Here is a 14743-nt window from a genome sequence, read left to right as displayed (position 1 = left end):
CCTCGGAGAGACAGAGCGAGAGCGGCACCGTGTCCGCGCTGATCGATCGCCCGCGTTGAACGTTGTTGGCGGGACCGGCGTTCTTCCACTGATCCCGCCGCCCCGCCATCCATCAGGAGTTCGCCATGTCCCCCGTTCGCTACAGCCCATCCGTCGAGACCGTCAAAGCGGATGAACGCGAGACGATCGCCGGTCTCAACGCCGCGTTCGACACGATCCTCGAGCGCACCGCCGAGGACTACGGGCATGCCGTTCGCTCGGTCCATGCCAAGTCGCACGGTCTCATCGAGGGCGAGCTCGAGATCGACGCCAATCTGCCCGCCGAACTGGCGCAGGGGCTGTTCGCCACGCCGGGCAAGCACAAGGTGCTGATGCGCCTGTCGACCAACGCGGGCGACATCCTGCCCGACGTCATCAGCCTGCCACGCGGCATGGCCCTTAAGGTCTTCGACGTGGCGGGCGAGCGGCTGCCTGGGTCCGAGGGCACGGCGCAGGACTTCGTGATGGTCAACGGCTCCGTCTTCCAGGCCAAGGACGCCGACTCATTCCTCGGCAACCTCAAGCTGCTCGCGAAGACGACCGACCGGCTGGAAGGGACCAAGAAGGTCATTTCGGCGACGCTGCAGGGTGCGCGGCAGGTGCTCGAAGCGGTCGGCGGTGCCTTGCCCGCCGCGCTCAACGCGCTTGGCGGCGCGCCGAATTCGGAGCCGCTCGGGGAGACCTATTACAGCGTGACGGCGTTTCGCTTCGGGGATTACATCGCCAAGTTCAGCGTCGCCCCGGTCGCGCCTGCGATGACCGTACTGACCGGCAAGGAAATCCACGTCGGTGGCCGCGAGAATGCGATCCGCGAGGAAGTGCAGAAGGAAATGCGCGGCCTGAACGCAGAGTGGGAATTCCGCGTTCAGCTCTGCCGCGACCTGGATGCGCAACCGGTCGAGGATCCGACGGTCGAATGGAAGGAAACCGAGGCGCCGTTCGTCCGCGTCGGCACGATCCGCGCCGCTGCGCAGGATAGCTGGAGCGACGCACACGTGCAGAAGATCAACGAGGAAACGCGCTTCAGCGTGTGGACCGGGATCGCCGCGCACCAGCCGCTCGGCAACATCAACCGCGTGCGGCGCGATACCTACCGTCACTCCGCCGACTTCCGCGCGCGGACCAATGGCTGCCCGTATCACGAGCCCGCTGCGGCGGACGCCTGACCCGCGCTGCCGCCGGGAAGTCCCCGGCGGCAGCCACCTGGGGCAACGACCAGCCCCCCGCCTGATCGCCCCGCATCCCTCCCCACCAAACCCAGGACACAATCATGAAGCTCGACGGCAAGATCATCGCAATCCTGATCGCCCCCCGCGGCACCGAAGAACCCGAATTCGCCCAGCCCAAGGCCGCGGTCGAAGCGGCGGGCGGCACGGTGACGGTCATCAGCCTCGCGACGGACGATGCGCAGTCGGTCAACAACGACCTCGACCCCGGCGCGACCTTTCCGGTCGACAAGGCGATCGCGGATGTGTCGGCAGATTCGTTCGACGGGCTGATCATCCCCGGCGGCAGCGTCGGCGCGGACAAGCTGCGCGGGTCGAAGGCAGTCGTCGCGTTCGTCCATGCCTTCTTCGAGCAGGGAAAGCCGGTCGCCGCGATCTGCCACGCGCCGTGGACGCTGGTCGAGGCCGATGTTCTCAAGGGGCGGACGGTCACGTCCTTCCCGACGCTTCAGACCGACATCCGCAACGCGGGCGGCACCTGGGTCGATCAGGAGGTCGTCGTCGACAAGGGCCTCGTCACCAGCCGTACGCCGGACGACCTGCCCGCCTTCTGCGCGAAGCTCGTCGAGGAATTTGCCGAGGGCAAGCATGCCGAACAGGCAGCGAGCGCGTAACATAGCGCGGTTCAGCGGCAAAATCGTGATCGTGACCGGCGCTGCCTCGGGGAGCGGCGAGGGGGCCGCGCGCCGCTTCGCCGCCGAGGGGGCGACGGTGGTGCTCGGCGACACGGATGCGGCGGGGCTCAAAGCCCTCGCCGCCGACCTCGGCGACCGGGTCGCGATCAAGGCGACCGACGTTTCGCGAAACGCGGATTGCGAGGCGCTGGTTGCGTTCGCGGTCGAGCGGTTCGGCAAGGTCGACGTGCTCGTCAACAACGCCGGGGTCGATCATCTCGGCAAGCTCGATGCGGGCGACCTGTCCGACTTCACCAAGGTGATCGAGACCGACCTCTACGGCGTCGTCCAGATGAGCCGGGCGGCGATCGCGCATCGGCGCGGCACAAAGGGGTGCATCGTCAACGTCTCGTCGGTATCGGGGCTTGGTGGCGACTGGAACCACAGCTTTTACTGCGCGGCCAAGGGTGCGGTCACCAACTTCACGCGAGCGCTGGCGATGGACGAGGCGAAGGCCGGGGTCCGCGTCAATGCGGTCAACCCGTCCTTTACCTATACCGCGCTGACCAAGGGGATGACCGAACAGCCCGAGCTGGTCGCGAAGTTCGAGGAGCGTATCCCGATGGGCCGCGGCGCGCAGCCCGAGGACATCGCAAGCGTGATCGCGTTCCTCGCCAGCGACGATGCGGGGTTCGTCACCGGGGTGAACCTGCCGGTCGATGGCGGTTTGTCCGCGTCGAACGGTCAGCCGCCGCTCTCCTGACCCGACAGCGGGGGACGACGGCAGACGACGCCGTCCCCTGCCTCACCACGTCCCGCCGAGCGCGCGGGCGAGATCGGTCGCGGTCTGCAACTGGCGGCTGCGGACGTCGAGCAACGACCGTTCCGCATCGAGCGCCGTGGTCTGCGCGGTGACCACTTCGAGATAATCCGCCGCGCCATCGCGGTAGCGGATCAGCGCCAGTTCGCGGGTATGTTCCGCCGCAGCGGTGGCGACACTCTGCTCGCGCTCCTGTGCCGCCAGGTAGCGCTGGCTCGCGAGATCGTCCTCGACCTCGCGAAACGCGGTCAGCACGGTCTGGCGGTAGGTCGCCGCCGCTTCGTCGAACTGCCCGCGCGCGATTTGCACGCCACCGCGACGTCGCCCGCCATCGAGCAACGACAGCGCGGACGACAACGGCCCGAGCGCCCAGAACCCGTTCGCCGCGCTGAGCAATGCCCCGCTGGCGGCTTCGAACCCGCCCGAAGCACCGAGCGTAATGCTGGGGAACAGGGCAGCACGCGCGACCCCGATCCGCGCGTTCGCCGCCGCCGTGCGCCGCTCCGCCGCCGCAATGTCGGGGCGCCGCTCGAGCAGCAGCGACGGTAGCCCGGCCGGGATGACCGGCGGGGCGGTCTGGCGTTCGACCACCGGAATGGCGAAGCCCGACGGCGCCTCGCCGACCAGCACCGCGATCGCATGTTCGTCGCGCTGCCGGTCGATTGACACCGATTGCAATTCGGCGCGGGCACTCGACAACAGGTTCTGCGAGCGGCTGACGTCGATCCCCGACGCGATACCGCCGGCATGGCGCGTATCGGTCAACGTGAAGGCGCGCTGATAGGCGTCGACCGTCTGGCGCAGCAGCACGATCCGCGCGTCGAGCCCGCGCATGTCGAAATAGACGCTCGCCACCCGCGCCTGAAGCCCCAGCCGCACCCCCGCGAGATCGGCGGCGCTCGCGGCCGCATCAGCGCGTCCGGCGCGGATCGAATTGCGGACTCGACCGAACAGGTCGACCTCGTAATCGAGCGATGCGCCGACCGACGCGACGGTGTAGGTCGCGGCATTGCCGGAGGACAAGGGCCGCCCCGCCGCCACGCGTTGGCGCGAGAGATCTGTCCCCGCGCTGATCTGCGGTACACGGTCCGCGCGCGCCTGGCGGAGCAGCCCTTGCGCCTGGTCGTAACGCGCGACCGCGGCCGCGAGATCGGCATTGCCGGCCTCGACCCGGCTTTCGAGCGCGCTCAGTTCGGCATCGCCGAAGACCTCCCACCACGAGCCGGACGGCGGCACCGCCACGCCGGCGGTCTGCCAGCCGGGAACCGTCGCTTCCTTATAGACAACGGGGGTGGCGACGGGCGGGCGGACGTAGGCCGGCCCGACCGAACAGGCCGTCGTCGCCAGCAGCGCCTGGATGCCAGCGATCCGACGCAGCCAGAGCCTAGCGCGCCGCATGCGCAGCCCCCGCCCCGCCCCGCCCGACCGTTACCGGGTCACCGTCAGCCAGCGCGTCGGGGGGATTGTCGATGACGCGGTCTTGCGGGGTCAGCCCCGAGCGGATCTCGACCGTCTCGCCGCGATCCTCGCCGATCACGATCGCCTTCAGATGCGCCTTGCCGTCCGTGCCGATCAGCGCGACCTGTGTGCCGTGCTCGCCGGTCAGCAATGCGCTTGCCGGGAGCGTCATCGCGCCGCTTGCGCCCGCAACCGGGAAGCTCGCCTGCGCATAGGCCCCTGGCTTGAGCGCGCGGTCGCCATTGGCGGCCTGGAGTTCGACGAGCACGGTGCCCGAGCGCTGATCGACCGCGCCCGCAGTCCGCGTCAGCACCGCATCGAACGTGCGCCCGGCATATTCCGGCAAGGTCAGCCCGACATGCAGCCCCGGATGCACCTGCGCCGAATAGGATTGCGGCACGCGGACGTAGGCGCGCATCCGGCTGACGTCGGACACGGTGAACAATGGGGTCGATGCTGCCGTCCCCGCGGTCACCAGCGCGCCGATATCGGTCGATCTCGTCGTGACGACGCCCGAGAAGGGCGCGATCAACCGGGTGAACCCCTGCGTGAACCGATAGCGCGCGACGTTGGCGCGCGCCGCATTCGCCAATGCGGTCTTGGCGGCGAGGTCGCCGATCTTCTCGTCGGTCTCCTGCTTGGACACCGCATCCTTGCTCAACATGTTGCGCCAGCGCGTCGCGGTCGAGGCGGCGAGCATCTGGTTCGCCTTGGCCGTCTCGAGATCCGCTTGCGCGGCGGCAAGCTGCTGGTCGACCTCGGGCGCGTCGAGCACCGCGAGCGTCTGGCCCGCGCGCACGCTGTCGCCGATATCGACATACCATTTGCGGACATAACCGCTCGTCCGCGCGAAGATCGGCGCGCTGTTGCGCGCCTGCAGGTTCGCGGGCAGCGTGAGCGCGGCAGCGCTGCCTGCGGCTTTCGGATGGATCACCGTGACCGTCGGCGTCGCCTGCGCCTGGGTCCATCCGGCAAGCTTCTGCTCGGAATGCGAGCGGTTGGCGATGCCGAAGCCGACGACGCCGACCGCGACCACCGCAGCAACGATCCCGACCGTTTTCAGCGATCGGCCCTGGCCGCGCTCAGACATGCACTCTCTCCAATTCGGGGGTCGGCGACGCGGCGGCGTCCGCCTTGCGCCGGTGAACCAGGCTGAACACCACCGGCACGAACAACAGTGTCGCGAACGTCGCGACCAGCAACCCACCGATCACCGCGCGGCCGAGCGGCGCGTTCTGCTCGCCGCCCTCGCCCAGCCCGAGCGCCATCGGCAACATGCCGATGATCATCGCGAGCGCGGTCATCAACACCGGACGGAAGCGAGTCATTCCCGCCTCCAGCGCAGCCGCGGTCGCGTCGCCCAGTTCGGCCAGCCGCTCGCGCGCGAAGCTGACGACCAGGATCGCGTTGGCGGTGGCGACGCCCATGCACATGATCGCGCCGGTCAGCGCGGGGACCGACAGCGTCGTCTCCGTCGCGAACAGCATCCACACGATCCCGGCAAGCGCGCCCGGCAGCGCGGTGATGATGACGAACGGATCGAGCCAGCTCTGGAAATTGACGACGATCAGCAAATAGATCAGCACGATCGCGCCGAGCAGCCCGAAGCCGAGCCCCGAGAACGCCCCGTTCATTGTCGCATATTGCCCGCGCAGCGTGACGGTCGCGCCCTTGGGGGCCTTGTCCTTCAGCTCCGCGAGCACCGCCTTGATGTCGCCCGCCACCGCGCCGAGATCCCGCCCCGCCGGGGTCGCATAGATGTCGGTCACCGGCGCGATGTTGTAATGCGAGACGACCGCCGCGCCGTTCGACCGGACGATCGTGCCGATCCCGCCGAGCACCTGCGACGTGCCGTCCGCCCCCGTCACCGGAATGCTCGCGAGGTCGTCCATCGATCCGACGCGATATTCGGGTGCCTGCGCGACGACCGGATAGGACACGCCATTCTCCGGGCTGAGGAAGAACACCGGCGCGGTCTGCGAGGTGCCCGCGAGCGAGCTGGCGACGCTGGTGGTGACGTCGCGTTCGGTCAGGCCATATTGCCCGATCCGGCTGCGATCGACCACGACGTTGAGCTGGGGGTAGCGCGCGGATTGCTGGATCCGCCCGTCCGCCACGCCCGGGATCGCGGCGATGCGCCGCAGGATCATCCGCGCATAGGCCTGGTTCGCCTTGGCATCCTTGCCCGAGATCTGGATGTCGATCGGCGCGGGCGCGCCGAAGTTGAGGATCTGGCTGGTGATGTCGGCGGGCAGGAACGAGAAGGTCGAACCCGGAAAATCGCGCGGCAGCCGCTCGCGCAACTGCCGGATGTAGTCCGCGGTGGGGGCGTGGTTCTTCGACAGCTGGATCAGGATGTCGCCATCCTGCGGCCCGACCGTGCCCGAATTGTTATAGGTCGTGTTGATCGAGCTGACCGGCAGGCCGATGTTGTCGACCACCGAGACCAGTTCGTTCGCCGGGACGATCTGGCGGATCCGCCGCTCGATCAGGTCGAACTGCGCCGAGGTCTGCTCGATCCGCGAGCCCACCGGCGCGCGGACGTGGAGCGCCATCTGCCCGGCATCGACCGCGGGGAAGAAGTTCTGTCCGAGGAACGGCACCAGCAGGAACGACAGCAAAACGACCGCGAGGAACCCGATCACGAACGGCTTGGGCCCCGCAAGCACGCGCTCGAGCATCCCGCCGTAGCTCAGGCGGAAGCGTTCGAAGCGATGCTCGAACCCGCGCTGGAAGCGGACCAGCGGGTTGCGCGATCCGGGCGTGCCCGCCTCATGCTCATGCCCCGGGGCATGCGGTTTGAGGAGATACATCGCCATCGTCGGCACGAGCGTGCGCGACAGGATGAACGACGCGATCATCGCGAACACCACCGCGAGCGCGAGCGGCACGAACAGGAACCCCGCCACGCCGGGCAAGAAGAACATCGGCACGAACACGATACAGATGCAGAGCAAAGACACGAACGCGGGCGTCACGATCTGCGCCGCGCCGTCGAGGATCGCCTGCATCACCGGCTTGCCCTGTTCGAGGTGCCAGTTGATGTTCTCGATCGTCACCGTCGCATCATCGACCAGGATGCCGACCGCGAGGCTGAGCCCGCCGAGCGTCATCGTGTTGAGGGTATTGCCGGTGATCGCCAGCCCGATGATTGCCGCGAGGATCGCGAGCGGGATCGAGATCGCGATGATCACGGTCGAGCGCCACGAGCCGAGGAACAGCAGGATCATCAGCGAGGTCAGCGCCGCCGCGATCGCCCCTTCCTTGACCACGCCCTCGACCGCCGCCTTCACGAACAGCGACTGGTCGCCGATCGGCACGATCTTGAGCGCCGGGAGCGTCTCCTGAATCTTGGGGAGCGCGTCCTTGATCCCCTGCACGATCGCGAGCGTCGAGGTCGCGCCGTTCTTGAGGACGGTCATGATCACCGAACGCGCCCCGTCGACATGGACAACGTTGGTCTGCGGGGCGGAACCGTCGCGGACGTGCGCCACGTCGCGCATGTAGATGGTCGCGCCGTTGACGACCTTGACCGGGATGCTGTTAAGTTCTTCGATCGACCCCGGCGCGTTGTTGAGCCGGACGCTATACTGGAACCCGCCGATCTTGGCGAAGCCCGCGGGGTTGATCTGGTTCTGCGCGGCGATCGCATTGCCGACGTCCTGCGCCGACAGCCCCTTCGACTGGAGCGCCTCGGGGTCGAGGTCGATCTGGATCTGCCGCGTCTTGCCGCCCGACGGATAGGGGATCGCCGCGCCGGGCACGGTGACCAGCCCGGGACGGACCTGGTTGACAGCGAGATCGAACATCTTGCCCTCGGACAGCCCCGTCCCCGACAGAGCGAGCTGGACGATCGGCACGGTCGACGCGCTGTAGTTGAGCACCAGCGGCGGGGTGACACCCGGCGGGAGCTGCTTGAGCACGGTCTGCGACACCGACGTGACCTGCGCGGTCGCGGTGCGGACGTCGGCGCCGGGCTGGAAATAGATCTTCACGACGCCGATGCCGGGGAGCGACTGGCTCTCGATATGGTCGATGTCGTTGACCGTCGTCGTCAGCACTCGTTCGAACGGGGTGATGATCCGGCCCGACATCTCGTCGGGCGAAAGCCCGCTATACTGCCACGCGGTGGCGATCACCGGCACGCGAATGTCGGGGAAGATGTCGACCGGCGTCCGGATCGCGGCGAGCACGCCGACGATCGCGATCAGGATCGCCATGACGATGAAGGTGAGCGGGCGCGTCAACGCAACGCGGACGATCCCGATCACGCAGCTGTGCTCAAGTAAGGGCTGGCATTGCGCGGCCCATGATCTGCATCTTGAATCATGCCTGGGGAGGACACCCGAACCAGATGTTGACCGACATCAGGAGCGATGCGGCAGCGCACCATTCGGCTTGTGTTGCTGGCTTGTCTAATATTGTTTCCCACATGATTGAGACGTAAAAGCTATCGATTATGGAATTGAGGCATCTTCGGTATTTCGTGCAGGTCGCCACCGATCTGCATTTCGCCCGCGCGGCGGCGCATCTTGGAATCTCGCAGCCCCCGCTGAGCCAACAGATCCGGTTGCTCGAGGAGGAACTCGGCGTCCTTCTGCTCGAACGGACCAGTCGCCGGGTCGCGCTGACGCCCGCGGGCGCATTGTTCCTGGAAGCAGCGCAGCGCACGCTCGAGGAAGCGGACCGTGCCGTCCTGATCGCGCGGCGCGCGGCGCGTGGCGAACTCGGCGACCTGCGGATCGGGTTCAACGCCTCCGCCCCGTTCATCCCGCAGGTGGCGACCGCGCTATATGCGTTCCGACAGGCCTGTCCCGATGTCCGGCTGTCGCTGACCGAAGTTGCTGGAACGTCGCAGATCCCGGCCATCGGCGAGGGCCAGCTCGACCTCGGCTTCATGCGCAGCCCGCAGCGCCCCGCCGTCCCTGCCGGCTTGACCGCGACGCTCATTCTCGAGGAACGCCTCCTCGTCGCAACCCGGCCGGATCATGTCCTTGCGAGCCGTGCCGGATTGCACCTGTCCGATCTCGGATCCCATTCGCTGGTGGTCTATGCGAACGACCGCAGCGGCGGTTTCACCGAAGCGCTGTTCCTGCTGATGCGGGCCGCCGGGGTCGAGCCGCGAGTCGCGCAAGGCGTCCGTGAGGTCTCTACCCTGCTGGGGCTGGTGGCGGCGGGAATCGGCATCACGATCATCGCGGAGTCGCTTTCCGCGCTGCAATCCTCGGGGCTCGTCTACATCCCGCTGCTCGATGATCGCGCGACGTCCGCGATGTGGCTAGTCCATGCCGAGGCGCCGCCGCTGATCGTCAGCCGATTCCTGGCTGTCGTGCGCCAGGCGGGACAGGGCTCGCCTGCACCCTAGTCGCCGGTCGCCGCCGGGGCTTCGACGGACTTTGGTGGGGCCGGAAAACGGGCGCGCCCGCCGAGTCCACCCCGCCTAGTCCACCCCGTCGCTGCCGAACCTTGCGCCGTAAATCCCGACTGCCTATCTGCCGGACCCGGCACGAACAGCAGCCCCACCGCGACCGGCGCGGTCAACCGCGACTGGACTCCTTGCATGACCGAAACCAAGCGTACCGCGTTCATCACCGGCGGCACCGCCGGGATCGGTGGCGCCGCCGTCCACGCGTTCGCCGCCGCCGGTTGGCGCGTCGTCACCACCGGGCGTCGCACCGACCGGCTCGATGCGCTGACCGAGGCGCTCGGTGCGGATACCGTCCACACGCTCGCGTTCGACATCCGCGACCGCGCCGCGCTGGAAAGCGCGATCGCCGGCTTGCCCGCCGGTTTTGCCGACATCGACCTGCTGATCAACAACGCCGGGCTCGCGCTCGGCACGTCGCCCGCGCCCGAAGCGAAGCTCGACGACTGGCAGACGATGATCGATACCAACGTCACCGCGCTGGTCACGGTCACGCGGTTGCTGTTGCCGGGAATCGTCGCGCGCAAGGGGGCGATCATCAACCTCTCGTCGGTCGCGGCGACCTATCCGTACGCGGGCGGCAACGTCTACGGCGGGACCAAGGCCTTTGTCCGCCAGTTCAGCCTCGGCCTGCGCGCCGATCTCCACGGCAAGGGCGTGCGCGTCACCTCGATCGAACCCGGCATGGTCGAGACCGAATTCACCACCGTCCGCACCGGGGGCGACAAGGCCGCGTCGGACACCCTGTACGCGGGCGTCACCCCGATGACCGCCGAGGACATTGCGGCGACGATGCTGTGGGTCGCGGAACAGCCTCGCCACCTCAACATCAACACGCTCGAACTGATGCCGGTCAACCAGTCGTTCGCCGGGTTCGCGGTGGCACGCGAAGGATAGCGGGAGGTAATATCGGGGGCGTAACGCCTTTTTAGGGGCCGGTAGAGCACAAGGCGCGGGAGTATCCCGAGTCAGGCGTCCCTTCCCCATGCAGCGTTATCCCCTGATTGCCCCCAACCCCCCGCGCCTCAGCGAGCAATTCGCGGCGTTGCAACGCGTCGAGACATCTGGGGTGTACAGCAACAACGGCCCCGAAGTGCGCGCGTTCGAGGCGGAGACGACCGCGCAGCTGTTCGGCGGAAGCGGTGCGACGCTCGCGGTTGCCAATGCCACGCTCGGGCTGATGATCGCGCTGCGCGAGGCGGTCGGCGAGCGGCCCGAGGCACGCTATGCGCTGATGCCCGCACTGACCTTCGCCGCGACCGCGCAGGCAGCCCTGTGGGCTGGGCTGACCCCGCTGATCTGCGATATCGACCCCGCCGACTGGACCGCCAGCGCGGCGGAAGAGGAACGCCTGCTCGCCGAACACGGCGACCGGATCGCGGTCCTGCTTCCCTATGCCACCTTCGGCACCGCGATCGACCTCGACCGCTATGCGTGGCTGCAGCGGCAGACCGGGGTCGGCGTGGTGATCGACGCGGCCGCCTCGCTCGGCACGACCGACGAAAGCGGTGCCGGGTTTGGCGCGGATGCGCCGTTCGCGGTGGTCTATTCGATGCACGCGACCAAGACCTTCGCGGTCGCCGAGGGCGGAGTGATCCATTCGGGCGACACGCGATTGATCGAGCGGTTGCGCGCGATGGCGAATTTTGGGTTCGAGAGTGGCCGCAGCGCGACCCTGTCCGGCCTGAACGCCAAGCTGCCCGAGGTGATCGCGGTGATGGCGCGCGCCAAGCTGGGCGAAATCGACGATCTGTGTGACCGACGCGCACGGCTGGAAGCGACGTATCGCGCGCAGCTCGTCGGGTTCGATTTCCAGCAGGCGGTCGGCCGCAGACGCGCGAGCCAGTTCATGCCGGCGCTGCTCCCCGAGCATCTCGCGCCCCGCCGCGACGCGATTGCCGCCGCTATCGAGGCGGCCGGGGTTGGCGTCGGGCGCTATTTCAGTCCGCATCTGGGCGAGCAACCGCTGTTCCAGCGGTGCGCCACGATCCTGCCGACCCCGGTCGCGGATTCGATCGGTGCGCGGTCCCTGTCGCTCCCCGTCACCGACGCGATGACGCCCGAGGACGTCGCGGTGATCGCCGAACGCGTCAACCGCGTGCTTGCGGCGGAAGATCGCGTCCCGGCACGCCCGCGCGCCAATCCGATCGCCTCGCTGCTGGTGGTCGGCGGCGGCCCCGCGGGGACCGCGTTGCTGACTGCGGCGAGCAAGCGCGGACGGTTGCCCGAACTGGCCGCATCGGGGCTCGTCATCGCCGAACGCGGCGACACGCTCGGCGAGGGACGGATCGGGCGTTATGCGATCACGTCGGACAGCACCGCCGAGACGTTCCTGAGCGCGGTGAAGGACAATCCCCACCCCGAAATCGCGGCACTCGCGGAGCATCCGGCAGGACGTGCGGTCGCGCGGCATATCGGCGCGCTGGGGGTGCCGTTGACGGAAGCCGGGCCGTTCGTCCGCGCGACCGGGGAGCGGTTGCACGCTTTGGTCGGGCAGCATGGCGGCACCGTGCTGATGGGGCATGAGGTGCTGCGCACCACCCGCACCGGCGGCGGATTGTGGTCGAGCCGGATGCGCCGGATCGCCGACGGGCACGAATTCGATCAGCTGTCGCAGGCGGTCGTGATCGCGACCGGCGGGCACCAGCCGCTCGACCGGCTCGCCGCGCAACGCGTCGGCGGGGTGTCGCTCGTCGGCGAGGTCGGCGACCGGCTGATCCAGTCGGACGAAGCGCTGGCGCTTGGCGGTCCCGCGCGGATCATCGACCTGCTGTCGCGCAAGCGCGACCCCAAGATCGTCGTGATCGGCGGATCGACCAGTGCGCTCGCGACGATCGTGCTGTTGCTCAAGACCGCCGCGATCCCGTTCGGCGCGGGCGGGATCACCCTGCTGCATCGGCGCCCGCTGCGGCCCTTCTACCCCACCCCCGAGGCGGCGCGGGCGGAAGGGTTCACCGATTTTGGGCCGGACGACATCTGCCCGGTCAGCGGCTTCGTCTACCGTCTCGCGGGCTTCCGGCTCGAGGCGCGCGATCTCGTGCTGCGGATGCTGCGCGTCGATGGCCGCACCCCTGATCCGCGCGTGATGGCGCATCAAGTCCGGGGCGAGGACGACCCCGTCGCGCGCACGAAGCTGGCGGAAGCCGATCTGGTGATCGCCGCGCTCGGCTATCGCCCGCGCGCGCTCGACGTCCGCGACGGCGACGGCAGCGCCATTGATCTGGCCGCGCACGACGGTCGCGCGATGGTCGACCGGCATTGCCGGATCGTCGATGCGGAAGGCGGCGCGATCCCGGGCCTGTACGGGATCGGGCTCGCGGCGGGGTTCGTCCCTTGGGGGCGGCTCGGCGGCGAGGCGAGCTTCTCGGGACAGGCCAACGGGCTGTGGCAGTGGCAGAACGACGTCGGCGCGATGATCGTCGAGCAGGTGCTGGGCGACGCGGAGCGTGCGGTCGCATGAGCGATCCGCTCGTCAGTGTCCTGATCCCGACCTACAATGGCGGCGCGCTGGTCCGCCAAACCCTCGCGTCGCTGCAGGCGCAGACGATGCGCGATTTCGAGGTGATCGTGATCGACGATTGCTCGCGGGACGACACCGCGGCCATCGTCGCCGCGGTCGACGACCCGCGGATCCGGCTGATCCGCGCCGAACAGAATCGCGGCGTCGTGCTGACGCGCAACGCCGCGCTTTCGCTCGCGCGCGGGCGGTATATCGCGGCGCTCGACCAGGATGATCTGTGCCATCCCGAACGGTTTGCGCGCCAGATCGGCTATCTCGAGGCGAACCCCGCGATGGTATTGGTGGGTACCGCCGCCAATGTGCTGTACGAGGGCGCGATCCTGCCCTCCGCGCTCGCCCCCGTCTCGACGCCGGCGTTGATCCAGTGGCTGCTCCGGATCGAGAACCCGTTGGTCTGGTCCTCGGTGATGCTGCGCGGCGACGCCGCGCGGCGGCTCGATCCGTTCAACCGGCCCGAGCTGCAATATGCCGAGGATTTCGACCTCTACCACCGCATCAATGCGTTCGGCGGGATCGCGCGGCTCGATGCGGAACTGCTGACCTATCGCCGCCATCCCGGCGGCGCGTCGCAACGCCAGGCGACCGCGATGCGCGACAGCGCGACACGCGTGCTCGCGGAAGCCTATGCTTCGTTGTTCGGGGACGAGGCGGCCGGGACCGCCGCGTTGATCGTCGCGCATGTCACTGCGCACGCCCCCGTCCCGGACCGCCCGACGCTCGAGCGCGTCGGCACGGCGCTGGTGCGGTTGCAGGAGGATTTCCTCGCCACGCACCGTCCGGACAAGGAAAGCGCCAAGCTGATCCGCTGGGAAACCGCGCGCCGCTGGGCGCGGATCGGTCGTGCGGGGTTGCGCACCGGCGGACTCCGGCTGGGCGATGCGGCGGGGGTGCGGCCGGATCATCTCGGGCTTGGTTATGCCGGCATCGAGGAGCTCGTCCTCTCGCGGTTCGTCGGCGGCGTGCGGTCGGTGCAGCGCTGGCGCGCGGCGCGGGGGTAGCGTTCCGTCACCTCACCACCGCCCGCCCCCGCTCCGACACGCTGCGAAACGTCACCGACCAGCGTGGCGCCTCGATCGGGGTGATGCTGTGCTCCCAGTCCCACCGTGCCGCGCCCGCCAAATGATAGATCCCGCGCGGCGCCAGCGGCTGGGCCACGCGACGGTAGATCGCGCGCCCATCCCGCTCGCCGTCGCGCAGCCGGAACCGCATCGTCGCGGGCGCGCCGAGCGACAGGCCGATGACATGCTCGAACAGCGGCCGGTCGCGGTGCCAGCCGATCCCCGCCCCCGGGTCGTAGCGAATCAGCAGCGCCTGGACGAGCGCCTCGGGTGCCAGCCCCGCAAACGCCGCTGCCCGCGCGCGAACCGGGAGCAACGCATCGGGGATCGGATCGGTCGGGGCGAAAGTGCCGCGCTCGAAATCGTAATGCCAGCCGAACGACGCGGTCAGCCGCTTGCCCAGCCATTGCTGGAAGCGGAACGGCGTCAGCGCGGTCGCGTCGATCGTCGCGATCAGCGCCTGCTCCTCGGCGGGCGACAGGAAATCTTCTGCGGCCGACACTCCCGGGAGCGACGGCACGGCGAACAGGTCGATCTGGTGCGATGCCATCCCGCCGATATAGGGACGCGCCCGCCGATCCCA

General features: G+C 68.7%; 11 protein-coding genes. 7 read left to right on the top strand and 4 right to left on the bottom strand.

The features are described 5' to 3' along the window. The first annotated feature begins 125 nt into the window (after positions 1–125). The 3 genes from RI03_RS04085 to RI03_RS04075 all read left to right on the top strand — a co-directional run bounded on the left by RI03_RS04085 (position 126) and on the right by RI03_RS04075 (position 2642). The gene (locus RI03_RS04085) at positions 126–1205 is read left to right on the top strand and encodes a catalase family protein (protein ID WP_010215409.1); all 1080 of its coding nucleotides are present in this window, start codon (positions 126–128) and stop codon (positions 1203–1205) included. 104 nt (positions 1206–1309) lie between these two features. After that, positions 1310–1879, top strand: a complete 570-nt coding sequence (locus tag RI03_RS04080; RefSeq protein WP_010215406.1) for a type 1 glutamine amidotransferase domain-containing protein — start codon at positions 1310–1312, stop codon at positions 1877–1879. 1 nt (position 1880) lies between these two features. Further along, positions 1881–2642, top strand: coding sequence for an SDR family NAD(P)-dependent oxidoreductase (locus tag RI03_RS04075; RefSeq protein WP_026046433.1), 762 nt, complete (start codon positions 1881–1883; stop codon positions 2640–2642). 42 nt (positions 2643–2684) lie between these two features. Here RI03_RS04075 and RI03_RS04070 read toward each other — a convergent pair whose 3' ends face one another. From RI03_RS04070 to RI03_RS04060, 3 genes are read right to left on the bottom strand one after another with little or no spacing between them, the layout of a single operon-like run. Beyond that, positions 2685–4097, bottom strand: a complete 1413-nt coding sequence (locus RI03_RS04070) for an efflux transporter outer membrane subunit (protein WP_010215404.1) — start codon at positions 4095–4097, stop codon at positions 2685–2687. Continuing rightward, positions 4084–5247 carry an efflux RND transporter periplasmic adaptor subunit gene (locus RI03_RS04065; RefSeq protein ID WP_010215403.1) on the bottom strand — a complete coding sequence of 388 codons (1164 nt, stop codon included), beginning with the start codon at positions 5245–5247 and terminating at the stop codon, positions 4084–4086. The genes RI03_RS04070 and RI03_RS04065 overlap by 14 nt, the downstream gene beginning before the upstream one ends. After that, entirely contained in the window at positions 5240–8428 is a 3189-nt protein-coding gene (locus RI03_RS04060) for an efflux RND transporter permease subunit (RefSeq protein ID WP_010215402.1), read from the bottom strand. The genes RI03_RS04065 and RI03_RS04060 overlap by 8 nt, the downstream gene beginning before the upstream one ends. A gap of 188 nt (positions 8429–8616) precedes the next feature. On the opposite strand from RI03_RS04060, the gene RI03_RS04055 reads away from it, so the two are divergent. From RI03_RS04055 to RI03_RS04040, 4 genes are all read left to right on the top strand, one after another. Beyond that, positions 8617–9522 carry a LysR substrate-binding domain-containing protein gene (locus RI03_RS04055; RefSeq protein ID WP_010215401.1) on the top strand — a complete coding sequence of 302 codons (906 nt, stop codon included), beginning with the start codon at positions 8617–8619 and terminating at the stop codon, positions 9520–9522. A gap of 195 nt (positions 9523–9717) precedes the next feature. Beyond that, positions 9718–10479, top strand: a complete 762-nt coding sequence (locus RI03_RS04050) for an SDR family NAD(P)-dependent oxidoreductase (RefSeq protein WP_010215399.1) — start codon at positions 9718–9720, stop codon at positions 10477–10479. Between the two features lie 88 nt (positions 10480–10567). Further along, a complete protein-coding gene (locus RI03_RS04045; protein WP_010215398.1) occupies positions 10568–13042 on the top strand; it encodes a DegT/DnrJ/EryC1/StrS family aminotransferase in 2475 nt (824 codons plus the stop codon). After that, positions 13039–14100, top strand: coding sequence for a glycosyltransferase family 2 protein (locus RI03_RS04040; protein WP_010215397.1), 1062 nt, complete (start codon positions 13039–13041; stop codon positions 14098–14100). The genes RI03_RS04045 and RI03_RS04040 overlap by 4 nt, the downstream gene beginning before the upstream one ends. A 7-nt stretch (positions 14101–14107) precedes the next feature. Here RI03_RS04040 and RI03_RS04035 read toward each other — a convergent pair whose 3' ends face one another. After that, entirely contained in the window at positions 14108–14710 is a 603-nt protein-coding gene (locus RI03_RS04035) for an alpha-ketoglutarate-dependent dioxygenase AlkB (RefSeq protein ID WP_010215395.1), read from the bottom strand. Positions 14711–14743: the final 33 nt, after the last annotated feature.

Source organism: Sphingomonas sp. PAMC 26621, assembly GCF_000251145.1.
Classification (GTDB): Bacteria; Pseudomonadota; Alphaproteobacteria; order Sphingomonadales; family Sphingomonadaceae; genus Sphingomonas.
This window is presented reverse-complemented; position numbering and strand designations above follow the sequence as displayed.

Coding starts and splice junctions, on each gene's coding strand:
- RI03_RS04035 (WP_010215395.1), bottom strand. CDS start 14,710: ATGGCATCGCACCAGATCGACCTGTTCGCCGTGCCGTCGCTCCCGGGA.
- RI03_RS04085 (WP_010215409.1), top strand. CDS start 126: ATGTCCCCCGTTCGCTACAGCCCATCCGTCGAGACCGTCAAAGCGGAT.
- RI03_RS04050 (WP_010215399.1), top strand. CDS start 9,718: ATGACCGAAACCAAGCGTACCGCGTTCATCACCGGCGGCACCGCCGGG.
- RI03_RS04070 (WP_010215404.1), bottom strand. CDS start 4,097: ATGCGGCGCGCTAGGCTCTGGCTGCGTCGGATCGCTGGCATCCAGGCG.
- RI03_RS04080 (WP_010215406.1), top strand. CDS start 1,310: ATGAAGCTCGACGGCAAGATCATCGCAATCCTGATCGCCCCCCGCGGC.
- RI03_RS04045 (WP_010215398.1), top strand. CDS start 10,568: ATGCAGCGTTATCCCCTGATTGCCCCCAACCCCCCGCGCCTCAGCGAG.
- RI03_RS04065 (WP_010215403.1), bottom strand. CDS start 5,247: ATGTCTGAGCGCGGCCAGGGCCGATCGCTGAAAACGGTCGGGATCGTT.
- RI03_RS04055 (WP_010215401.1), top strand. CDS start 8,617: ATGGAATTGAGGCATCTTCGGTATTTCGTGCAGGTCGCCACCGATCTG.
- RI03_RS04040 (WP_010215397.1), top strand. CDS start 13,039: ATGAGCGATCCGCTCGTCAGTGTCCTGATCCCGACCTACAATGGCGGC.